16 protein-coding genes and 3 pseudogenes are annotated in these 23,273 nt (G+C 64.5%); 14 read left to right on the top strand and 5 right to left on the bottom strand.

What is annotated here, in order from left to right:
• Position 1 precedes the first annotated feature (1 nt).
• Genes P0Y59_04185 through P0Y59_04175 form a run of 3 tightly spaced genes read left to right on the top strand, consistent with a single transcriptional unit; the run spans position 2 to position 3,392 of the window.
• The gene (locus P0Y59_04185) at positions 2–1,303 is read left to right on the top strand and encodes an MFS transporter (protein WEK00901.1); all 1,302 of its coding nucleotides are present in this window, start codon (positions 2–4) and stop codon (positions 1,301–1,303) included.
• A 27-nt stretch (positions 1,304–1,330) separates the two neighbouring features.
• Complete coding sequence (gene purU, locus P0Y59_04180; protein ID WEK00900.1) at positions 1,331–2,191, top strand: formyltetrahydrofolate deformylase; 861 nt, start codon at positions 1,331–1,333, stop codon at positions 2,189–2,191.
• 22 nt (positions 2,192–2,213) lie between these two features.
• The gene (locus tag P0Y59_04175) at positions 2,214–3,392 is read left to right on the top strand and encodes a DUF3089 domain-containing protein (protein WEK00899.1); all 1,179 of its coding nucleotides are present in this window, start codon (positions 2,214–2,216) and stop codon (positions 3,390–3,392) included.
• 251 nt (positions 3,393–3,643) lie between these two features.
• Here P0Y59_04175 and P0Y59_04170 read toward each other — a convergent pair whose 3' ends face one another.
• Positions 3,644–6,142, bottom strand: a complete 2,499-nt coding sequence (locus tag P0Y59_04170) for a TonB-dependent receptor (GenBank protein ID WEK00898.1) — start codon at positions 6,140–6,142, stop codon at positions 3,644–3,646.
• A 201-nt stretch (positions 6,143–6,343) separates the two neighbouring features.
• The gene (locus P0Y59_04165; GenBank protein WEK00897.1) at positions 6,344–8,287 is read right to left on the bottom strand and encodes a sulfotransferase; all 1,944 of its coding nucleotides are present in this window, start codon (positions 8,285–8,287) and stop codon (positions 6,344–6,346) included.
• A 269-nt stretch (positions 8,288–8,556) separates the two neighbouring features.
• Here P0Y59_04165 and P0Y59_04160 point away from each other — a divergent pair, with 269 nt between their 5' ends.
• Positions 8,557–10,632 (top strand): CocE/NonD family hydrolase, encoded by a 2,076-nt coding sequence (locus P0Y59_04160; GenBank protein WEK00896.1) that lies wholly within the window; start codon positions 8,557–8,559, stop codon positions 10,630–10,632.
• A gap of 69 nt (positions 10,633–10,701) precedes the next feature.
• Here P0Y59_04160 and P0Y59_04155 read toward each other — a convergent pair whose 3' ends face one another.
• Positions 10,702–11,220: a hypothetical protein gene (locus P0Y59_04155; protein ID WEK00895.1), complete on the bottom strand. Its 519-nt coding sequence runs from the start codon at positions 11,218–11,220 to the stop codon at positions 10,702–10,704.
• Positions 11,221–11,441: 221 nt separating this feature from the next.
• Here P0Y59_04155 and P0Y59_04150 point away from each other — a divergent pair, with 221 nt between their 5' ends.
• Entirely contained in the window at positions 11,442–11,717 is a 276-nt protein-coding gene (locus P0Y59_04150) for an HU family DNA-binding protein (GenBank protein WEK00894.1), read from the top strand.
• Positions 11,717–11,869 (top strand): annotated as a pseudogene (locus tag P0Y59_04145) (YbaK/EbsC family protein). Before P0Y59_04150 ends, P0Y59_04145 begins: the two are co-directional and overlap by 1 nt.
• Positions 11,870–11,951: 82 nt before the next feature.
• Here P0Y59_04145 and P0Y59_04140 read toward each other — a convergent pair.
• Positions 11,952–13,004, bottom strand: a complete 1,053-nt coding sequence (locus P0Y59_04140) for a M24 family metallopeptidase (protein ID WEK00893.1) — start codon at positions 13,002–13,004, stop codon at positions 11,952–11,954.
• A 161-nt stretch (positions 13,005–13,165) separates the two neighbouring features.
• Here P0Y59_04140 and P0Y59_04135 point away from each other — a divergent pair, with 161 nt between their 5' ends.
• Positions 13,166–14,899: a cytochrome c biogenesis protein DipZ gene (locus tag P0Y59_04135; GenBank protein WEK00892.1), complete on the top strand. Its 1,734-nt coding sequence runs from the start codon at positions 13,166–13,168 to the stop codon at positions 14,897–14,899.
• 29 nt (positions 14,900–14,928) lie between these two features.
• Here P0Y59_04135 and P0Y59_04130 read toward each other — a convergent pair whose 3' ends face one another.
• Entirely contained in the window at positions 14,929–16,254 is a 1,326-nt protein-coding gene (locus tag P0Y59_04130; protein WEK00891.1) for an MFS transporter, read from the bottom strand.
• A 158-nt stretch (positions 16,255–16,412) separates the two neighbouring features.
• Here P0Y59_04130 and cyoA point away from each other — a divergent pair.
• From cyoA to P0Y59_04095, 7 genes and pseudogenes are all read left to right on the top strand, one after another.
• Positions 16,413–17,596: pseudogene (gene cyoA, locus P0Y59_04125) on the top strand (ubiquinol oxidase subunit II).
• A gap of 3 nt (positions 17,597–17,599) precedes the next feature.
• Positions 17,600–19,613 (top strand): annotated as a pseudogene (gene cyoB / locus P0Y59_04120) (cytochrome o ubiquinol oxidase subunit I).
• A gap of 4 nt (positions 19,614–19,617) precedes the next feature.
• The gene (cyoC, locus tag P0Y59_04115; protein WEK00890.1) at positions 19,618–20,247 is read left to right on the top strand and encodes a cytochrome o ubiquinol oxidase subunit III; all 630 of its coding nucleotides are present in this window, start codon (positions 19,618–19,620) and stop codon (positions 20,245–20,247) included.
• Positions 20,244–20,603: a cytochrome o ubiquinol oxidase subunit IV gene (gene cyoD, locus P0Y59_04110; GenBank protein ID WEK00889.1), complete on the top strand. Its 360-nt coding sequence runs from the start codon at positions 20,244–20,246 to the stop codon at positions 20,601–20,603. The genes cyoC and cyoD overlap by 4 nt, the downstream gene beginning before the upstream one ends.
• Complete coding sequence (locus P0Y59_04105) at positions 20,600–21,319, top strand: SURF1 family protein (protein ID WEK00888.1); 720 nt, start codon at positions 20,600–20,602, stop codon at positions 21,317–21,319. The genes cyoD and P0Y59_04105 overlap by 4 nt, the downstream gene beginning before the upstream one ends.
• Positions 21,316–22,608: an ATP-binding protein gene (locus tag P0Y59_04100; protein ID WEK00887.1), complete on the top strand. Its 1,293-nt coding sequence runs from the start codon at positions 21,316–21,318 to the stop codon at positions 22,606–22,608. The genes P0Y59_04105 and P0Y59_04100 overlap by 4 nt, the downstream gene beginning before the upstream one ends.
• Positions 22,605–23,138 carry a response regulator transcription factor gene (locus P0Y59_04095; protein WEK00886.1) on the top strand — a complete coding sequence of 178 codons (534 nt, stop codon included), beginning with the start codon at positions 22,605–22,607 and terminating at the stop codon, positions 23,136–23,138. The genes P0Y59_04100 and P0Y59_04095 overlap by 4 nt, the downstream gene beginning before the upstream one ends.
• The last annotated feature ends 135 nt before the right edge of the window (positions 23,139–23,273 follow it).

Raw genomic sequence — 23,273 nt, 5'->3', positions numbered from 1 at the left:
AATGACACCGACTACGCCGCGTCTGGAATCCGTCCGCTGGTACGTCGTGCTCGTCCTCGGCCTGGTCTATGCCCTGAACATCGCCGATCGCTATGTCGTCTCGACGGTCCTTGAACCGATCAGGATCGAATTCAACCTTTCCGATACCGGGGTGGGCTGGCTGACCGGTGTGTCGCTTGCCCTGTTCTACATCACTGTCGGCATCCCGATCTCCCAGCTCGCCGATCGATCCAACCGGCGCAACATCGTCGCCGTCGCGATGGGGCTGTGGTCGCTGATGACCGCGTTGCTCGGTCTCACCCAGAATTTCTGGCAGTTCCTGCTAGTGCGCATTGGCGTTGGGATCGGCGAGGCCGGTGGCACGCCCCCGTCTACCTCGATCATCGCCGACTATTTCCCGCGAGATCGTCGGGCCTTCGCGCTGACGGTCTATGCGCTCGGCCTCCCGCTCGGCGCTTGGCTCGGCTCGAACGTCGCCGGCCAGATCGTCGATCATTTCCACAGCTGGCGCGCCGCGTTCATCGCGCTCGGCGCGCCCGGTGTGCTGTTCGGGTTGATCATCTTCCTCACTGTTCGGGAGCCGGTGCGCGGGCGCTTCGAGTGCGTCGACCCGATCACCGAGGAAAAGACCTCGCTCGGCGAGACGCTGCGCTTCCTCTGGTCGCAGCGCTCGGCCTGGCACATCAACGCGGCTGGCACGGTGATCTGCCTGTGGGGCTGGGGCCTGATGTACTGGACCCAGACCTTTCTCGAGCGCAATTACGGGCTGACGACGGCGGAGGCAGGCGCGCGGCTCGGCACGATCTATCTCTGGGCAGGCATCGCCGCGACGCTGGCGACCAGCGCGATCTGCGCCATGCCGCAGATGCGCGAGCCGAAACGCATCGCCTGGTTCCTCGCCGCGATCACCCTGTGTTCGACCATCCCCTCCTTCGTCATCTACTGGACTCATTCGCTATGGGTCGCGACGCTGATGCTGTGGATCGTGGTGCCGGCGATCTATCTCTATGTCGGGCCGACCATGGCGTTGCTGCTCAATTTCCTGCCCTGCTCGATGCGGGCACAGGGCATGGCGATCAGCCTGCTGACCGCGAACGTGGCCAATCTGATCGTCGCGCCGCTGGTGGTCGGCTGGATCAGCGACACGCTCGCCGGGCCGTTGCACAGCAATGCCGAATCCCTGCGCTATGCGCTGATGGCCCTGTCGCTGACCGGCTTCTGGGCTGCCTATCATTATTGGACCAGCGTCCGGACCTACGCCGCGGATGGCGAGCGGATCCAGTTGACCGCCACAACCGCCTGATCCCTTTCATCGCTACTTGGAGCCCCGATGTCAGCGCAGCATTTCATCCTTACTTTATCCTGCCGGGACCGGCCGGGCATCGTTGCCGCCGTTTCCGCGCATATCTTCGCCTGCGGCGGCAACATCACCGATTCCAGCCAGTATAACGACGCGGAGCTGGGCGGTTTCTTCATGCGCACCGCCTTCGCCCTTCCAGCCGGCACCGACCTCGCTGTCCTCCGGCGCGGCTTCGACAACCTGGCCGACCGCTACGGCATGATGCTCACGCTGCGCCCCGCGGCGGAACGGCAGAAGGTGCTGATCCTCGTCTCGAAATTCGATCATTGCCTGGTCGACCTGCTCTATCGCCGCCGCATCGGCGAACTCGACATGGACGTGGTCGGGATCATCTCCAACCATCCGGCCGAGACCTTCGCCACGCTCGATCTTGACGGCATCCCCTTCCACCACCTTCCCGTCACCGCGGCGACGAAGCCGGAGCAGGAAGCCCGGATCTGGGAGGTCTATCAGGCGACCGGAGCCGACCTAGTCGTGCTCGCACGCTACATGCAGATATTGTCGGACGAATTGTCGGCGAAGTTAGCCGACCGCTGCATCAATATCCATCACAGCTTCCTGCCCGGCTTCAAGGGCGCCAAGCCCTATCATCAGGCCCATGCGCGCGGCGTGAAGGTGATCGGCGCGACTGCCCATTACGTCACCGGCGATCTCGATGAAGGGCCGATCATCGAACAGGATGTCGAGCGCATCAGCCATGCCGACACCGCCGAGGACCTGGTGCGCAAGGGCCGCGATATCGAGCGGCGGGTTCTCTCCCGCGCGGTCGGCCTGCATCTGAGCGGGCGCGTGCTGGCCAACGGCGCACGCACCATCGTGTTCCGGGATTGACCGTCAGCCTGAAGGACCGACCATGAGCCTGTTTCTCCTGATCGCCGCAGCATCAGCGCAGACACCCGCGCCGAACGATTATCGCCGTCCCGAGACCTGGCTGTGCCGGCCCGGACGGACTGACGTCTGCTCGAGTGACATGGCCGCGACCGTCATCGGCGCTGACGGCACGATCAAGGCCGACCGGCCTGTGCCGGCAAGCCAGCCCAGGGCGGATTGCTTCTATGTCTATCCGACCACCTCGATGGACGAGACGATGCACAGCGACATGATCCCGGATCGCCAGGAACAGGGCATGGTCGCCTCTCAGGCCGCCCCGCTTCGCGACAGGTGCCGCATCTTCGCGCCGGTCTACCGCCAGGTGACGCTGCCGGCGCTGCGGGCTGCGATGCGCAAGGGAGTCGCGCCGTCGGCCGAGGACTTCGCCCTGCCCTATGCCGATGTCCTTGCGGCCTGGCGCGACTATCTGGCGCGGGACAATCGCGGGCGGCCCTTCGTGCTGGTCGGCCACAGCCAGGGCTCGGCGATGCTGAAGCGCCTGCTGGCCGAGGAGATCGACGGCAAACCGATCCAGCAACGCATGCTGTCAGCCATGCTGCCCGGCTTCTCGGTGATGGTGCCGCGCGGCAAGGATGTCGGCGGCGACCTGAAGACCGTGCCGCTCTGCCGCTCGGCCACGCAGACCGGATGCGTCGTTACCTGGGCAAGCTATCGCGACACCAATCCGCCACCGGCGAGCGGCCTGTTCGGCCGCTCGCCACCGATCGGCACGTCGGCTGCCGGGCTGGAGGCGGGCTGCACCAATCCGGCGAAGCTGGAAGGCGGCAAGGCGCCGCTCGATCCCCTGCTCGGCTTCCCCTGGTGGCGCGGCGGCGTCGCGCAGTTCACGCAGCCTGCCATCTGGTCGGCAAAGGGCAAGCCAGTGCCGACCCGCTTCGTGCGGATGCCGGGCCTTTTATCGGCCGAATGCACGGTCCGGAATGGCTTTTCCTATCTGTCGGTTCATGTAGAATCGGGCACCGCGACCGACCTGGCCGAGGCCGTTATCGGCACCGCGACGGTCGGCGACACCGACTATCCCGACTGGGGCTTCCATGTCGTAGACATGGCGATCGTTGAAGGCGATCTCGCCCGCCTGATCGGCAGCCAGAGTGCGGCATGGTATCGCCAGCATCGCCTGAGCGGGAAGGTTTTGCCCTGAATCGCCATGCTCCGCCGCACTGATTATGTCACACTCTCCAACAACAAATACGACACATTACGCGCACAAGAATATGATTTCATTTGATAATATTCCTGATGCCCGAGCAGTCACGCCCAGACAGGCATGACAAAACTCTCCAACGTTCCTTCAGCACGGCGCGAAGGATCTGCTTCAGTCAGTTCTCATCAGCCGCAGACAAAAAAAGGGGGCGGCATGCGCCACCCCCTTCGACGTCCTGGGCAAAAGCCTCAGAATTTCACCTTCGCCCGGAAACCGATCGTCCTTGGACGGGCATAGGTCACCCGGTCACCGGCCTGATAGACCTGGTAGTAGGTGGCGCGGGCGACATTGGTGATCTTCACCCCATTGGTCAGGTTATTGCCGAACACCCCGAGCTCGATATTGCCGATATCATAGGCGATCGACGCGCTGACATTGTTCGATTCCGGGATGACCGCATAGCTCGAGTTCGGGCCGTTCTTGGTCAGGACGCCATTCACGATCTTGGTCGCGAAATTGTTGAACGTCGTATATTGCTCGGACTGGTACTGGTAGCTCGCCTGGAGGTGCAACTGGCCCGGTCCGACATCCCGATCGTAGAAGATCGATGCCGAGCCGGTCCAGGCCGGGAAATAAGGCGTCCGGTCGCCATCGAACGCGCCGACCGTCGGGATATCGCCTTTCGCCTTTGAGCTGTTGTAGGAGCCGCTGCCGACCAGCGTGATCTCAGGGCTCGCCTTGATCATCGTCTCCAGCTCGACGCCCTTGCTGGTGATCTTGCCCTTATTGTCAGTGAAGAAATAGGAGCAGTCGAGGCGCAGGCGAGTCTGCACATCCGACCAGTCGATATAATAGGCGCTTGCGTTCAGGGTGATCCGCCCCCCGGCGAGCTTGGCCTTTTCGCCGATCGTGTAGTTCCAGAGCTTGTCAGGCCCGAAGGTCAGCGGTGCGGCGCTATACCCGTATGCCGCGAGATTCTGGGTGCACTGGCCGGCAACGCCCTGCGTGCCAAGCGGCACAGGCTGGTTGCCGCCGCCATAGCGGAATCCCTTGGCGACCTCGCCATAGATCATGACATTGTCGTTGATCTTGTAGGAGATATTGCCGCGCGGGTTGACGCCATCCGACTTCAGGGTGGCGTTGGTCGTCAATGGAACGTGGTTGACCACGCCATAGACACCCGCTTCGAACAGGTAATATTTTTCCTTGAAGTTGAAGTAGCGCAGGCCCGCCGTCAGATCGAGCTTGTCGGTGACGTGCCAGGTGCCGTCGGCATAGGCAGCGATCTGGTGCTCGTCGATGTCCTGCAGGCCTGAGAAGATATCGTTCGACTGGAACGCGCCATCCACCAGCTTCGAATCATATTTGCCGTTCGGCGTGTTGAACGGGCCGTAGAAGTAATTCATGTAGGAAAGCGTATCGAAGCCGGGCGTCGGGATATCCTGACGGAGATGTCGCTTCTGCTTTTCGTAGAACGCGCCGATCGTCCATTTGACAGGGCCGCCATCCTTCGAAACCAGGCGAATTTCGCCCATATAGTCCTTAAGCTTCTGATCGATCTGATACAGCTCGGCCGGGATCTTGTTGGTGACCGACTGGTCGTACTTGGTCGGCGCCTTGAACAGCGGATAGGTGGTCGAACTTATCGGCAGCGTACCGCCGCTATAGTCCTGGAAGAAATAGCCGATCTGCGGACCGGGCTCGGCATCGAAGCCGATCGCACGATCGGTATAGGCGCCCGTGACGACCAGGTTGGCGAAACCGACATCATAGTCGGCACCGAGCGTATAGAGCCGGAAACGATCGTCGGTACCCTCGGGCCCGTTGGTCGAGACGGTGTAGGGCGCAAGCCCGCTCAGGCCGGTGCTGAGGCCGTTCGCGATGCTGCGCTCATAGGTCATGCTCGCATCGAACGTCAGGTCGGGAGTGGGCGTCCAGCGGATGGCGACACGCCCCTGATAGGTGCGGTTGCTGTTGGCATTCTGCTTGTTGTACGTGCCGATATTGTCGATGTAGCCGCCGTCGCGGCCGACATAGAAATTCGCCCGCACCGCAAGCTGATCGGACACGACCGGCAGATTGACCATCCCGCGGAAATTGTAGCTGGCAGCACCGTGCTCGGTCGTCGAGACACCGGCCTCGGCCGTTCCGAACATCCGGTTGAGATCGGGCTTGGCCGTCACGAACCGGACGGTACCGGCCATCGACCCGGCCCCGTAGAGCGTTCCCTGCGGGCCGCGCAGGATTTCGACGCGCTCCAGATCATAGACCTTGAGGTCGGGCGTCTGCCCCTGCACCGAGATCGGCGTGTCGTCGAGATACACCGCGACCAGTGAGCGATCGGATGTGTCCGACGAAGCATAGCCGCCCGTCGAAAGCCCGCGCATGTTGAACTTCTGATAGCCCGGCGCGCCTTCGGTGATGGACAGCGAGGGTGTGAATTTGGCGAGATCGGACAGGTTGCCCTGCCCCGACTTGGTGATCTGGTCGACGTTCACCACGGAGACGGCCATCGCCACCTTTTGCAGGGATTCGGCACCGGAGCGGTTGGCGGTGACGACGATATCGGCGAGCTCGCCGCTCTTCGCGGCGTCTGCCGGCGCGCCCTCTCCGTCCTGAGCCTGTGTTGCTACCGGAGGGGCCGCTGGGGAAGGATCGGAAGCAGCAAAGGCAGTGCCGGGCGCGACCGCCACAAGGCTTGCACCCGATGCCATCAGGATCGCCAGCAACCGCGCACGACGGCTCATCCGGCCCGATTTTTCATGTGACTTTGTCATTAGCCCCCCATTTTGACGAAAGTGTATATCAGGCCCGTCCGTCACAGCCTCGAGCCTGCATGGGCGTCAGCTTGTGATTGTCCGGGGCCTGCCCCCGATTGATGCCGAAGGTCTCGCGATTCGGCCCAAGCGGAAAGCAAAATAATCGGATGGGCGCATCCAATATAGGCATCATGGCCGCGCCGCGCCTTCGTCCGCGAGCGCCCCCAAGGCTCCGACCAGCGGCCCGAGCCATGGCTCGAAACGACGCCATTGATCAAGCCCGTCGCGAAAGATCGGGCGTCGCACCTGCTCCGAACTCGGCGTCCGGACTGCCCGGTCGGTCTCGAAGAACCTCAGGCAGCCCGCTTCGAAATCGATCCCGCAATAGTCCAGCAGCCGGCGCGATTGACGTTCCGGATCGTCGACCAGATCCTCGTACGACACGCGCAGGATGCGACCGGGAAGAACCGTGGCGAAGTGCGCCATCAGCTTTTCATACTGAACGAAGTAGCCGCCGAGATCGGCCAGGTCATAGCTATAGGCCTGCCCCTGGGCGAAGCATTGCTTGAACAGCGAGACGCAGCAAGCGAGCGGGTTGCGGCGCACATCGATAATCCGTGCCTTCGGCAACATCAGGTAGATCAGCCCGACATGGAGGAAATTGCCGGGAAACTTGTCGACGAAAAAAGGCCGGCCCGACGATCGCCGCACGCGCGTCCGTTCAAGATATTCTGCGCCGAGTTCAGTAAAGGCGAGCGGCGGCATATCAGCTAGCAAGCCGGGATAGGCATGGGACGGGTCCACGCGCCCCGCCAGGTGCCGTGCCATCGCCGTGACGTCCGGCAATTCGGACGCGCCTTCCACCGCGCTGTGACTGGCCAGTATCTGTTCGATCAGCGTCGACCCAGATCGCGGCATGCCGAGCACGAAGATCGGGTCGGCGGCATCAAGGCCGACGCCCGACCGTGCCGCGAGGAAATCCGGGCTGAACGTCGCGATCATCCGGTCGACGAAATCGGCATGGGCCGCCGCATCATAGGGAAGCGTCGCGCGCCGCGCCGCATTTCCCTGCCGATAATGCTCGAAAGAATCCGCGAAATCCGCGCCGTCCTCCTTCGCCTTGCCGAGCGCGAAATGCAGGTAGCAACGATCCTCCGAAGACAGCCCCCTGTCCGAGAGAAGAGCTTCCATGCGATCGACATCCGCGGATTGGAAACGCCAGGTCTTGAGATTGGCGAGGCTCCAATAGACCTCGCCAAGTGCTGGCGCCCGGGCAAGCCCCTGGCGATAGGCGTCCACGGCATCGGCCTGCCGCCCGACTGCACGCAGGGCGTGACCATAGCCGTGCCAGACCTGCGCATCGTCCCGATCGAGCGCAAGCGCCGCGGCGAAGTCCTCCACCGCCTGCCCTTCGCGCCCAAGTTGCAGGTGAATCGCCGCCCGCAATGCCCGGTACAAGGCGACACCGGGTCGCGCGGCAATCACCGGATCGATCGCCGCAAGCGCTGCCTGCGGCCGGTCAAGCCGGTGAAGGACAATCGCCTCACGATAGCATGCCGGGAGATAGCCGGGCGCAAGCCGGGTCGCGGCCGCGAGGAGCGGCAGAACTGACTCGTCACGCCCCAGGCGCATACCGACATCGGCCAGAAGGCACAGTGCCGCCACATCGTTCAGGTCCAGACCGAAGCGCGTCCTCAGCATGTCCGTCGCACCCTCGCGACCGTCGAACACCGCGCTCGCTGCCTCGGCAAACATCGCGTCGCCGAGACTGCCCGGCAGCGGGCGCGACTGGGCCTCCCTGGCCTCGATCGGCTGGCCGGTCAGGAGCAGTTGATCTCCAAGGGCATGCCATGCCAGCGACGAATTGGGATTGGCTGCGGTCGCGCGCGTCAGAGCGGCGGACGCGGCTGCCCCCTGACCGAGCGCCGCCAGCGTCATCCCGTGTTCGTAATGGAGCCCCCATGCGTCAGGCCGAGCGTCGGTGAGCGGAGCAAGCATCGGCAGCGCCTCGCGCAGATCGCCGCAGCGGCGAAGCGCCGCGCCGAGGATGAAGCGTATCTCCATCGCGTGAGGAGTGCGTTTCAGAAGCGCTCGCGCGACCGCCACCGCCCCTGCCGGATCGGTACCCAGCATCCGCCTGGCCTGGGCAATAGTCGGTTCCCGGGGCGCGGATGGAGGATCGTCGATGGCTGTGGGCAGAACAGGTGTCCCGAAATTCGATATCCCGGGCAGAGCGGGATAGCGCGGCGCAGGATAGGCTCGCCTGTCTATCAGCGCGCCACCGAAAATCTATGATGGCATTGCAAAAAGGCATTGGTGACGCGAGGAGGTTCCCCGCAGGCTGTGCCGAAAACGACCGGCAAACGGCATCGATGCCGGTTTTTTCCGGGGCGGAGGGGGTCATGACCATGCTGAATTCACGCCGGGATTTTCTGGCGGCAACAGTCGCCGGGCTTGCCCTCGGGCGAAGCGCGGTCGCCCGTGCCGATGGCCGCGCGCCCTGGAAGCTGCCTGAAAAGGGTGAGGTGAAGCGCATCGATGTCGTGCGAATAAAGATGCGCGACGGTATCCGGCTGTGCGGCCGGCTCTGGCTGCCGGCTCATGCGGAGACGAAACCGGCACCGGTCGTCCTCGAATACATCCCCTATCGTACCCGCGATGCCTATAGCGCGGCGGACGATTATTGGGGCGAAACACTCGCCAGCCACGGCATCGGCTTTGCCCGTATCGACATCCGCGGCTCAGGTGATTCCGAAGGATTGCTGCACGACGAATATCTCGCGAGCGAACAGGATGACGCCACGCAGATCATCGCCTGGCTTGCCGGCCAGACCTGGTGCAACGGGTCGGTCGGCATGCGCGGTATTTCCTGGGGCGGCTTTTCCACGCTCCAGACCGCCATGCTCAACCCGCCTGCGCTGAAGGCGATCATGCCGATGGCCTGTTCGGACCGTCGCTACACCGACGACGCCCATTATATCGGGGGCTGCCTCGGCCTGACGAACTTCAAATGGGGGGCCAATTTCAAGGCCGTCATGGCTGGCCCGCCGGACCCTGCCATTGCCGGCCCGGACTGGAAACGAATGTGGCAGGAGCGGCTCGAGGCGTCTCCGCCGATCATCGCCCGCTGGACCGAGCATCAGCATGAGGATGCCTATTGGCGGCACGGATCGCTCAGGTTCGACTATGCCGCGGTGAAATGCCCGACCTATGTCGTGGGCGGATGGGCCGACGCCTATGTCCATTCGGTGCCGCGACTGCTCGAAGGCCTCACCTGCCCCCGCAAGGCGCTGGTCGGCCCCTGGGGCCATACCTATCCCTGGCTCGGCGGCCCCGGCCCGGCACTCGACTGGGCCTTCGAGGAGATACGCTGGTGGTCGCAGTGGCTGCGCGGCGAAGACACCGGCATCATGGAAGAGCCCATGCTGCGCTTCTACCGGCCAACGGCAACCGCCGCCCAATCCGCCCCGGGCGAGATACCGGGCGAATGGGCGGCGGAAGCGGCGTGGCCATCGCGACATATCCGGCCGCGCACGCTGCATCTGACCGACAAGGGCCTCTCGCCAAGCGCCGGGCCAGCTTCGACGCGCCGTCATCAGTCGCACAATGCGGTCGGACTGAAGACGCCGGAATGGGTACCGTTCGGACAGGAAGAGATGCCGGGCGACCAGCGGGCTGACGATGCTTTGTCGATCACCTATGATCTTGCGCCGCTCGAGGCCGATATGGATCTGCTCGGCGTCCCGACGGTCAGGCTGCGCGTGGCCGCCGACAAGCCGGTCGCGCAGGTCGCCGTGCGGCTGTGCAAGGTGATGCCGGACGGGACGTCGTGGCGGCTTGCCTGTGGACTGCTGAACCTGACTCATCGCGACGGGCATGATGCGCCGCGCCGGCTGATCCCGGGCAAGCCAGTCGAGGTGGAGATTTCGCTCGGGTTCATTGCCCAGCGGCTGAAGGCGGGTGAGCGCCTGCGGCTCGCGATCTCCGAAGGGCTGTGGCCGTTGACCTGGCCCTCTCCCGACAGTCCGACACTGACACTCGAGCCGGGGGGCAGCACATTGACCCTGCCGATCCGCGTGTCGCCGCCGATCGAACCGGCGATGCCGGTCCGCATCGTGCCGATCGCGCCGGACAAGGGCGACGTCGTGGTGACGACGACCGACGAGGATGGCCGGCTAAGCGTCTCGGGTGTCTGGCCCGACAAGCCCCGGACCTGCGCCAATGGCACGCAACTATCAGGCTATGGTCCCAATACGGTCGCGAGGATTACGCGCGGCGATCCCAATAGTGGCATCTGGTCGGGCGAGCGGGTCAGCCGCTATCGCCGCGACGGCTGGAATTGCGAGCTCCGCATCGCCTTCGAAGTGAGATCGACATCGTCAGCGTTCGACATCGTCGAGACGATCAAGGCCTTCGATAACGGTGCTCCCGTCTTTTCACGGGAAGCGAAGCGGTCGATCAAACGAAGCCTCGTTTAACGACGCGCCTGGCGAAGGCGATATGAATTCCCCGCTGACGTGCGCGACGGCGGCGCCATGCATGACCGGCTATTGGGACGGACAATTCCCCGGCCGTTGTTCGGTCTTGCCGCCCGCGACATACCAGGTCGACGGGCCATCGGCTTTCGCGTCATCCTGGTAGAAACAGACTTCGGCGTTCGATCCGTCCGGGGTGATCGCGATCGACCAGTTGTGATAGCCGCAATTATGCGCTTCGCAGCCCCAGGCGAGGAGGCGTCCGTCCTTTTTCACGATCGGTGCATCGGGGCCGTTATATCCGAACACGAAATCGCGAACCTTCCCGCTGGGAACGACGGCAATAACCGCCGCCTTGACCGATGGCTGGCCAAGGAAGGTGACGCCATCGATCTTTTCCGAGGGATGCTTGCCCGCCCAGACATCAAGCACTCCAGGTGCCGGACCGCCGGCGGCGACATTGTCGGTAGCGGTGATCAGGTTGGCTGCAGCATTAGCTGCAGCATTATCAACCGCATTGCCGTCCATGCCGGCACCGCCACAGGCGGAAAGGGCAAGGCCGAGCGCCATCGCAACCCCCGATCGAACCATCGCCAATCCTCTCGTCAAAAGCCCCGCGATCCTTTGTCGTTCGCGTCTTGTCCAGGGTGACACGACCGAGACCCGCGAGGCAAGTCAACGCGCCTCGCATTATCGCCATGCCGCCTCCGACGACCAGCGCGACGAAAAGTTCGACGCGTTTGCCTGATTTGCCATGGACCTGCGGCACCGTCATCGCTAGCGGGCGTCGCTTCATTTCAATGGAGATACAAATGAACAACGCCGACCTCGCCGACAAGATCGCCGCAGCCAACGACCTGACCAAGGCCGACGCGAAGAAGCTGGTCGACGCCGTCCTCGGTGCGATCACCGACGCGGCCGTCGCCGGCGAAGAAATCTCGCTCAACGGCTTCGGCAAGTTCAAGGTGAAGCAGAGCCCCGCGCGCGAAGGCCGCAACCCGGCCAATGGCGCCACGATCCAGATCGCCGCCTCGAAGAAGCTCGGTTTCACCGCAGCCAAGGCGCTCAAGGACAAGCTCAACGCCTGATGAGCCTCGAATCGGTCAGGGCCTTCTTCGCGGAGAAGGCCCCCGATATCGCGATCATCGAGCAGGCGGCGAGCGCGGCGACAGTCGCCGACGCCGCCGCCACGCTCGACCTCGAACCCGGCCGCATCGCCAAGACACTGTCGTTGCGGGTCAAGGCGATTAGGGATTGGTGGCGGCCGCCCCTTCCCCGGCAGGTACAACCCGGCGCCGGATACGTGCCCCTGCCGTTAAATGTCAGGGCTGGGCACCCCAGGCGCCCCGCAGGAGTCTTTCGTAGAAGCCACCGAAAGCGCCGTCAGGCGATACGAGATGGATTTCGAGGATCCAGTGACGCGGCTGTCCGTTCGGATCGGGGTCGCGCATCCGCTGCGAGTTGCCGGGGCTGATACGACCTCCATCCCTCGCGGCGGGAGAACGCGCATAGGGAAATTTGCCGACGAGGTGACCGGCGATCTTCCCGCCGAACCGCCAACCGCGTTTCTCCGCCTCCTCAAGCGCTGCGGTGTAGAGCTGAGCGCCCGTAATGTCCCGATCTTCCTCGAACCGCCGTTGGACCAGGCCGAATATTATCTCGAGATCCGCGACGAGCCTGTGTTTCTCCGGATCATTGCCGACGACATAGCTGCGTCCGACATCCGCTTCCCATCCTTCGAACACGGGCCCTAGATCGAGGAAGACGATATCGTCCTTGGCAACGAGGCGATCCGGCGCCTCTTCACCGGCCACGCACAAGGCATTGATCCCGGCGCGCACGACCCGGTCATGCCAATGTTCGCGCACCCCGAAATCCCGCGACGCGATGGTGAAGATGTCCTGCTCGATTTCGAGTTCGGTGCGGCCGGCGGCGATCACGCCGGCTGCCTCCAGCGCGTCGAGAAGGCCGAAGGCTCGCTCCTCGGCGACAATCAGGGCTTCCAGGCGATCAGCGTGATCCCGCTTCGTCGCACTGACATAGACCCACGCATCAACGCCCGATTTCAGCCTTACGCGCTCCCGTACATAATCCGACACCTCGTAGGTGTCGGCGGCCAGGAGTTCGTCTTCGGTGATCCGGAAGACGGTGCCCGGCACCTCGTCATCGGGTGAAGAGCTTGGCTCGACGATCGGGTGGAAGCGCTCGCCGCTGGTCGACAGGACCATGGGGTCGGTTATCTCCACCAGGGTCGTGCGATATCCGGGCAAGGCGTCTTCCGATCCGTCAAGGAGCCGGCCGAAGGACGCCATCTGCACGTCGGACTGGCGCAGCGTCCCATAAGAGAAAAGATGGATTGGTTCCCGATCCGTCACCTGAAAGACTCCACTACCCGCACTCGCCAGTCCGGCCGACCTATTCCATCATCGGCGCTTCCGGTCATAGCCCTTCTCCGCGAGAAAAAGACTGTGCAAGGTAACCGACGCCGCATCTGCGACGTATAGGAATCGACTCCAACGGCCGGAAGCGCACGTTCATGATCCTTTTCCTCCTGGCCTATCTTGGCGGCGCGTTGACGATCGTCAGCCCCTGCATCCTGCCGGTCCTGCCGTTCGTCTTCGCACGCGCCGACCAGCCCTTCGCCCGCAGCGGCCTGCCACTCCTGCTTGGCATGGCGGTCACCTTTGCCGGGGTCGCCACCCTGGCTTCGGTCGGCGGCGGCTGGGCTGTGCAGGCGAACAGCTACGGGCGGCTGGCGGCACTGGTCATCCTGGCGGCTTTCGGCCTGCTGCTGCTGTTCCCCACCCTTGCCGATCGGGCGACGCGGCCACTGGTCAAGCTCGGGTCGCGTCTTTCGCAATCGGCGACCGCCGGCCACAGCGCTACATCGACTTTCGCTGCCTCGCTGCTGCTGGGCGTCGCGACCGGGCTGCTCTGGGCCCCCTGCGCCGGGCCGATCCTTGGCCTCGTCCTGACCGGTGCCGCGCTGCAGGGCGCGAGCGCACAGACGACGCTGCTGCTTCTTGCCTATGCCGCCGGCGCGGCGACCTCGCTGGCGCTCGCCCTGCTGGTGGGCGGCAAAGTCTTTACGGCGATGAAGCGCTCACTGGGGATCAGCGAATGGATCCGGCGCGGGCTCGGTGCGGCCGTCCTTCTCGGTATCGTGGCGATCGCGCTGGGACTCGATACCGGATTGCTCACCCGTCTCTCGCTGTCGGGCACGGCGAGCGTCGAGCAGTCGCTGCTCGACCGGTTCAATCCAGGCAAGGACATGCCGTCAGCCGCCATGGTCGAGGGGAACGCGCTGGCGATCGAAGGCATGATGCCGCCCCTGTCGGGCGCGACGGAATGGATAAACTCGCCGCCGCTGACGCGGGAGGAACTGCGCGGCAAGGTCGTGCTTGTCGATTTCTGGACCTATTCGTGCATCAACTGCCTGCGCACCCTCCCCTATGTCCGGGCCTGGGCGGAAAAGTACAAGCCGCAGGGGCTGGTGGTGATCGGGGTGCATGCGCCCGAGTTCGCATTCGAGAAGGACCCCGCCAATGTGCGGGCCGCGGTTCGCGATCTCGGCATCGGCTATCCGGTCGCGCTCGACAATGATCGCGCGATCTGGCGCGCCTTCTCCAATCGCTATTGGCCGGCGCATTATTTCATCGATGGGCAGGGCCGCATCCGCTATCATCATTTCGGCGAGGGCGGCTATGCCGAGTCCGAGAAGGTGATCCAGCGCCTCCTCGCCGAAAACGGCAACGCGGTCGGCGACATGACCATCGTCAAGGTCGATGCGCGCGGCGTTGGCGCGGCCAGCGGCCGGGACGTCCGGTCACCAGAAACCTATATCGGCTATGCGCGGGCGGAGCATTTCGTATCGCCCGGCGGTGGCATCAGGGATGCTGCCCATGACTATGCGGCTCCGGCGCTTCCCAGACTCAATGACTGGGCTCTGGCCGGCAGATGGACGATCGGCGCCGAGCATGCGTCGGCCGACGCCCCCGGTGGCCGGATCGCCTATCGCTTCCAGGCACGGGACCTCCATCTGGTGTTGGGGCCGTCGGCGGACCATCGGCCAGTCCGGTTCAAGGTGACGATCGACGGCAAGCCGCCGGGCGCCGATCACGGCGTCGACGTGACGCCGGGCGGCTCGGGGATCGTGACCGAGCAGCGGCTGTACCAGTTGATCCGGCAGGCCGGCCCGGTCCGCGAACGGCATTTCGAAATCGAATTCCTCGACCCGGGAGTCCAGGCATTCGCCTTCACCTTCGGTTGACCGGCATCGTCCCCTCGTCCGTGCCCATCCTATTCGATGACACGGCCCAGTTCGCGGTTGAGCCAGAGAGCGAGCAGCGTGCCGACAGCCCCGGAGAGCAGGTACGCCCCGGCCGCAAGGAGGCCGAACCGGCTTGCCAGCAACAGGGCCGCCAACGGCGCGAAACCCGCCCCGAACAGCCAGGCCAGATCCGACGTCAGACCTGAACCGGTATAGCGATGCGGCTGCGAGAAGCTCGATGAAAGAGCGCCCGAAGCCTGTCCGAAGGAAAGGCCAAGCAGCGCGAAACCGATCAGCATGAACGCGATTTCGCCCGTCTCGCCCGCCGCGAGCAATTGCGGCGCGAAACCGCTGAACGCAGCGATGGCCGCCGCCGACATCCCGAGCAGGGTGCGCCGGCCGAAACGGTCCGCCAGCAGGCCGGAACCGATAATGGCAAGCGTGCCGATAACGGCCGCGACCGCTTCGATCACCAGGAAGCGCGCGGGGCTGTCGCCGGTATAGAGGAACACCCAGGAAAGCGGGAACACCGTCACCATGTGGAACATCGCGAAGCTCGCCAGCGGCGCGAAGGCGCCCATCGCGACGGTGCGCCATTCGAAGCGTAGCGTCTCGCTGATCGGGGCAGGCTGTAGCGCACGGTCTTCGAAGAGCCGGGCATATTCGGGCGTCACCACGATGCGCAGCCGGGCGAACAGCGCAACCACGTTGATCGCAAAGGCGACGAAGAACGGATAGCGCCAGCCCCAGCCCAGGAAATCCTCCGCTGACAGCTCAGACACGAAGAAGGCGAACAACAGGCTCGCCACGATCAGGCCGAGCGGTGCGCCCAGCTGCGGGATCATCGCGTACCAGCCGCGACGGTTCTCCGGCGCATTGAGCGCCAGCAGCGAGGCAAGGCCGTCCCACGAGCCCCCCAGCGCCACGCCCTGCCCCATGCGGAACAGCGCGAGCAGCACGGCGGCGCCGATGCCGATCGTCTCATAACCGGGCACGAAGGCGATCGCCGCCGTGGAGCCCCCGAGCAGGAACAGCGCCGCGGTTAGCTTGGTGCCGCGGCCATAAGCACGGTCGACGCCCATGAAGATCAGCGTGCCCACCGGCCGCGCCAGGAAAGCGAGCGCGAAGATCGCGAACGACCAGAGCGTGCCGCTGAGCGGATCGAGGAACGGGAAGATCAGCTTCGGAAACACCAGCACGGAGGCGATCGCATAGACGAAGAAGTCGAAGAATTCGGACGTGCGCCCAATGATCACGCCGATTGCGATCTCGCCCGGCGCGATACGGTGGCCATGGGCGTGCAGCGCGCGCGCATCCCGCTCTGCCTGAAGGGTGGGGACGGTTTCACCGCTCATCGGGTTCGAACTTTCTGCAACAGGGCGCGCAGGCGCAATTCTTCAATTCCGGGAATCCGGGGTGCCGGCTTCCGGCCCTCTAGCCTGATCCGGGCTGTTCCGGGGATTGGACAAAATGTCCTATGTGCGGTGCAGCATAACCCGACTAGGCGCGCCGAATGCGCAACCCCAGCCCCCCCTCCGCTCGTCGCCGGATTCGCCTCCTGTTGCCGCTCCTCGCAGCCGCAATGCTCGGCGGATGCAACATGGTCGTGCTCGACCCCGCCGGCGACGTCGCGCGTCAGCAGGGTAATCTGGTGATAGCATCCACCGCCCTGATGCTGGTGATCATCCTGCCGGTGATGGCCCTGACCGGCCTGTTCGCCTGGCGCTATCGTGCCGCCAACAAGGAAGCGCGCTACGACCCCGACTGGGATCATTCGACCAGCCTCGAACTGGTGATCTGGGCGGCGCCGCTGCTGATCATCATCTGCCTCGGCGCGCTGACCTGGGTGGGCACCCACCTGCTCGATCCCTATCGCCCGCTCGCCCGCACCGCACCCGGCAAGCCGGTCGCGGCGCATGTGCGCCCGCTCGAGGTGCAGGTGGTCGCGCTCGACTGGAAATGGCTGTTCATCTATCCCGAACTCGGCATCGCCACGGTCAACGAGATGGCGGCGCCGGCCGGCCGGCCCGTGCGCTTCCGCATCACCGCCTCGTCGGTGATGAATTCCTTCTACATCCCGGCGCTCGCCGGGCAGATCTACGCGATGCCGGGCATGGAGACGCCGCTCAATGCCGTGTTCGACAAGACTGGCGATTTCGAGCGGCTTCTCGGCCAATTATAGCGGCGCCGGCTTCTCCTCGATGCGCTTCCGCGCCCGCAGCCTTGGTCCCGGCGCGTTCGACGCCTGGGTGGCCGAGGCGCGCCGGGATGGCGGAACGCTCGATCGCGCCGCCTATCTCGAAGCTCGAGCGCCCGAGCGAGCAGGAACCGGTACGCCGCTTCGCCAAGGTCGAAGCCGGGCTCTTCGATGCAGTGACCAATCTCTGCGTCGAGCCAGGCAAGATGTGCATGCACGACATGATGGCGATCGATGCGCGCGGCGGACTGGGCAAGGCCGGCCTCTATAATGTGCGCGAGCTGGCCTATGACAAGTTCGCCGGTCGCGGCAGCGGGCCGTTCGCGAACCGCAATTTTGTCGGCGCGATGTGTGCCGCGCCGATGACGCCGATGCTCCGCGCGCCGCTCCGTCCCGGCAGCCTCGCCCCGCTTGCCGGCGCCGGCCTGCCGCTGCCCAATCGGTCGACCCCGCCCGCCCCAAATTTCGCGTCCGAAATCCGGCCGCGCCCTCTTTCGTGATCGCTGGTCAGCCATGATGCAACACCCCGCACCCGTCAGCCCGATCCTGGGCAGCTCTCGTTCGACGCGCTGCCGCTGCACGAGCCGATCCTGCTCGCGACCTTCGCCGCCGTCGCGCTCGGTGGCCTCGCCGTGATCGGCCTGCTCACCCGCTACCGGCTCTGGGGCTATCTCTGGAAGGAGTGGTTCACCAGCGTCGACCACAAGAAGATCGGGATCATGTACATGATCCTTGGGCTGGTGATGTTCCTGCGCGGCTTCGCCGATGCGATCATGATGCGACTCCAGCAGGCGGTCGCGTTCAACGGGTCGGACGGATATCTGCCGGCCCACCATTACGACCAGATCTTCACCGCGCACGGCGTGATCATGATCTTCTTCGTGGCGATGCCGTTCGTCACCGGCCTGATGAACTATATCGTGCCGCTGCAGATCGGCGCGCGGGACGTCTCCTTCCCCTTCCTCAACAATTTCAGCTTCTGGATGACGACCGGCGGCGCGGTGCTGGTGATGGTATCGCTGTTCGTCGGCGAGTTCGCCCAGACCGGCTGGCTCGCCTATCCGCCGCTTGTCGGGGCTTACCTACAGTCCCGGCGTCGGCGTCGATTATTACATCTGGGCGCTGCAGGTCGCTGGTGTGGGCACGACCCTGTCGGGCATCAACCTGATCGTGACGATCCTGAAGCTGCGCGCGCCGGGCATGGGTCTGATGAAGATGCCGGTCTTCACCTGGACCTCGCTGTGCACCAACGTGCTGATTGTCGCGTCCTTCCCAGTGCTCACCGCGGTGCTCACGCTGCTCGGCCTCGATCGCTATGCCGGCACCAATTTTTTCACGAACGACTTTGGCGGCAGCCCGATGATGTACGTGAACCTGATCTGGATCTGGGGTCATCCCGAGGTCTATATCCTGATCCTGCCGCTGTTCGGGGTCTTCTCGGAAGTGACCTCGACCTTCTCGGGCAAGAAGCTCTTCGGCTATACCTCGATGGTCTATGCCACGATCGTCATCACGATCCTGAGCTACCTCGTCTGGCTGCACCATTTCTTCACCATGGGGTCGGGCGCCAGCGTCAACAGCTTCTTCGGCATCACGACGATGGTGATCTCGATTCCCACCGGCGCGAAGCTCTTCAACTGGCTCTTCACCATGTATCGCGGCCGAATCCGCTTCGAACTGCCAATGATGTGGACAGTCGCCTTCATGCTCACCTTCGTGGTTGGCGGCATGACCGGCGTGCTGCTCGCGGTACCACCGGCCGACTTCGTGCTGCACAACTCGCTGTTCCTGATCGCGCACTTCCACAATGTGATCATCGGTGGCGTGCTGTTCGGCCTGTTCGCGGCGATCAACTATTGGTGGCCCAAAGCGTTCGGCTTCAGGCTCGACCCGTTCTGGGGCAAGGTGAGCTTCTGGTGCTGGGTGACGGGGTTCTGGCTCGCCTTCATGCCGCTCTACATCCTGGGCCTGATGGGCGTGACGCGGCGCATGCGCGTGTTCGACGATTCGTCGCTTCAGATCTTCTTCGTGATCGCCGCGATCGGTGCGGTCGTCATCGCCATCGGCATCGCCGCGATGCTCATCCAGTTCGCGGTGAGCATCTGGAGGCGGGAGGAACTGGTGGATACCACCGGCGATCCGTGGAACGGGCGTACTCTCGAATGGGCGACCTCGTCGCCGCCGCCTGACTATAATTTCGCGTTCACGCCGGTGATCCATTCGCTCGATGCCTGGCATGACATGAAGAGCCATAACGCCGAACGCCCGGTGACCGGCTTCCGCCCGATCCATATGCCGAGCAACACCGGCGCCGGCGTGGTCCTGGCCGGGATCAGCACGCTGATCGGCTTCGCGCTGATCTGGCATGTCTGGTGGCTGGTGGTGGTCGGCCTGGTCTCGCTGATCGCCGCGACGATCATCCATACCTTCAACTACAAGCGAGATTTCGACATCCCGGCCGAGACCGTCGCCGAAACCGAAGCGGCGCGCACTCGCCTGCTTGCCGCGGGAGCCTGAGGCCGTGACCACCACGACACTTCCCGCCGCGGACGAGACCGTCCGCTTCTACGACCTCGACGAGCATGCGCATCCGGAAGGCCACAGCACGATGCTCGGCTTCTGGATCTACCTGATGAGCGACTGCCTCATCTTCGCGATCCTCTTCGCCACCTATGCGGTGCTCGGCGGCAACTATGCCGCCGGTCCCGGCCCCCGCGACCTGTTCGACCTCCCGCTCGTCGCGCTCAACACCGCGATGCTGCTCTTCTCGTCGATCACCTATGGCTTCGCGATGCTGGCGATGCAGCGCGCGCAGCGTGGCCCGGTACTGTTCTGGCTCGCCGTCACCGGGCTGTTCGGCGCGGCGTTCCTGGGCATCGAACTCTACGAGTTCAGCCACCTGATCCATGAGGGAGCAGGCCCCTGGCGCAGCGCCTTCCTCTCGGCCTTCTTCACGCTGGTTGGCACCCATGGGCTGCACGTCACCTTCGGCACTATCTGGCTGATCACGCTGATGATTCAGGTCAACCGTTTCGGGCTGATCCCGGCCAACAGGCGCCGGCTGATGTGCCTCAGCCTGTTCTGGCACTTCCTCGACGTCATCTGGATCGGCGTCTTCACCTTTGTCTATCTGATGGGAATGCTTCGATGAGCCAGAATCCGCACGCTCATGAAATCGAGGCTCCGCACGGATCGCTACGTGATTATGCGACCGGCTTCCTGCTCTCGGTCGTCCTCACCGCCATCCCGTTCTGGCTGGTGATGGCCCGGCCCTTTTCCGACGTCACCACCGCCGTGACGGTGATGGCGTTCGCGGCGGTACAAATGGTGGTCCATATGGTCTATTTCCTCCATATGAGCCCCAAGGCCGAAGGCGGATGGACGATGACTGCGCTCATCTTCACGATCATCATCGTCGCGATCATGCTCTCCGGATCGCTCTGGGTGATGTACCACCTCAACACGAACATGATGCCGATGCCGCACGACCCGAGCCAATTGCCGTGACCGCAGCACGCCGGCCCCGTGCGTGGAGGGCCGCCACGGCGGCGGTACTCTGCGCAGCGGTGCTGGTGGCGCTGGGTGTGTGGCAGCTCGAACGGCGGGTGTGGAAGCACGGCCTGATTGCGGCGGTCGACTCGCGTGTACATGCAGCGCCGGTGCCGGCGCCGGGGCCGACGACCTGGAACGCGATTTCCGCAGCGCAGGACGCCTATCGCCCTATCCGGATCGCCGGCCGCTTCCTGCACGATCGCGAGACGCTGGTGCAGGCCGTCACTGAACGCGGCGGTGGCTATTGGGTGCTGACGCCGCTCAAGACGCCCGACTTCACCGTGCTGGTCAATCGCGGCTTCGTGCCTCCCGACCGGCGCGATCCGGCAACGCGCCCGCAGACGAGCGACAATAGAATAGTGACGACAACCGGCCTGCTGCGCGTCAGCGAGCCGGGCGGCGGTTTCCTGCGCGCGAACGATCCGGCAGCAAATCGCTGGTATTCGCGCGACGTCGCCGCCATCGCCGCCGCGCGTGGACTGGGCAGCGTTGCCCCTTATTTCATCGACGCCGACGCAACGCCCAATCCGCGTGGCTACCCTGTCGGAGGGCTCACCGTCGTGCGCTTCACCGACAATCATCTCCTCTACGCCCTCACCTGGTTCACGCTTGCCGGCCTGGCGTTGTGGGCAGCGGCTCGGATGATCCGGCGGGACGACACCCCGGCATGATGAGCGCCGAGCCCCCACCCGAAACCGATGCCGGCCAGCGCAACATGCGTCTGCTGGTCCAGCTCCGCTGGATCGCGGTCGGCGGGCAACTGCTCACCATCGCCATCGTCCATTTCGCAATGGGTGTGCGCCTGCCCCTCGTCCCGCTGCTCGTCGCGCCGCTGTTGCTGGCAGCGATCAATCTCGCCACCCAATCCCTGCTCGGCCGCCGCAGGGCCATCGCCAATAGCGAGCTCACGGCAGCGCTGCTTCTCGACGTCGTCGCGCTCGCCTGGCAGCTGCATTTCTCGGGCGGGCTCGCCAATCCCTTTGCCTCGCTCTTCCTGCTGCAGGTGGTGATCGGGGCGATGCTCCTCAGCCCCTGGTCGAGCTGGACGATCGTCGGCGCCGCGAGCCTTGGGCTCCTGGCCATTGCAGTCCAGCCGGTGCCGCTGGTGGTGCCCCCGGCATTTGGAGATCCATTCCAACTCTATCTCGCCGGCAGCATGGTCTGCTTCGCGCTGATCGCGGTGCTGCTCGTCCTTTTCGTCACCCGCATCAGCCGCAACCTGCGCGATCGGGACGCCGCGCTTGCGGCCATCCGCCAGCGCGCGGCCGAGGAGGACCATATCGTCCGCATGGGCCTGCTCGCCTCCGGCGCCGCACATGAGTTGGGAACGCCTCTCTCCTCGGTATCGGTCATCCTTGGCGACTGGCAGCGCATGCCACGGCTCGTCGAAGACAAGGAGGTCGGGCAGGACATCGCCGACATGCAGGCCGAGGTCGCGCGCTGCAAGGCGATCGTCAGCGGCATCCTGCTTTCCGCCGGGGAGGCCCGTGGCGTCGCCCCCGAATTCACCACGGTGCGCGGCTTCCTCAATGCCATTGTGGCCGACTGGCGCGCCAGCCGGTTGCCGGGGACGCTCGACTATATCGACCGCTTCGGCGGCGACGTCCCCATCGTGTCCGATCCCGCGCTCCGCCAGGTGCTGGGCAATGTCATCGACAATGCGGCCGAGGTCTCGCCCGACTGGATCGGAATCACCTCGCTGCGCGAGCGCGACGATCTGGTGATCGAGATCGCGGATCGCGGCTTGGGCTTCCCCGCCGATATGCTCGAGACGTTCGGCCAGCCCTATCGCTCGAGCAAGGGCCGGGCGGGCGGAGGGCTGGGATTATTCCTCCTCGTCAATGTGCTGCGCAAGCTGGGCGGCTCGGCGAGCGCCGAAAATCGACCTGGCGGCGGCGCAGTGGTACGCCTTCGGCTGCCCCTCGACTCGATCGCCCGGCCTGCGGGAAACCACGCATGACCGACGCCAGCCGACTCGTGATCGTAGAGGACGACGAAGCCTTCGCACGGACACTCAAGCGTTCGTTCGAGCGCCGGGGTTATCAGGTGCGCGTGGCCGCGAGCCACGAGGAACTCGCGGCGCTGCTCGTCGACTTCGCGCCCGGCTATGCGGTGGTCGATCTCAAGCTCGGCGGCGCCTCCGGCCTGGCCTGCGTTCAATCCCTGCGTGCCCAGGATGCAACGATGCGGATCGTGGTGCTGACCGGCTTCGCCAGCATCGCCACCGCCGTCGAGGCGATCAAGCTGGGCGCATCCTATTATCTCGCCAAACCCTCCAACACCGACGACATCGAAGCTGCGTTCGAGCGCGAGGCGGGAGACCCGGATGCACCCCTTGCCGCCCGCCCGTCCTCGATCAAGACGGTGGAATGGGAGCATATCCACCAGACCCTGGTGGAGACCGACTTCAACATCTCCGAGGCCGCGCGCAGGCTCGGCATGCATCGCCGCACGCTCGCGCGCAAACTCGAGAAACGGCAGCTGCGTTGATCGTCATCTCCGGCATGCGGGAATATCCCCTGCTACTTGCCACGAGATATTTTTACTAACTGACGAATGAATGAATATCTTTCCTGACGATCGCCGCCCTGTCATACAGTGAGGTGAAAAGCGGTTTCGAAACCG

This window comes from Candidatus Sphingomonas phytovorans (assembly GCA_029202385.1).
Classification (GTDB): domain Bacteria; phylum Pseudomonadota; class Alphaproteobacteria; order Sphingomonadales; family Sphingomonadaceae; genus Sphingomonas; species Sphingomonas phytovorans.
This window is presented reverse-complemented; position numbering and strand designations above follow the sequence as displayed.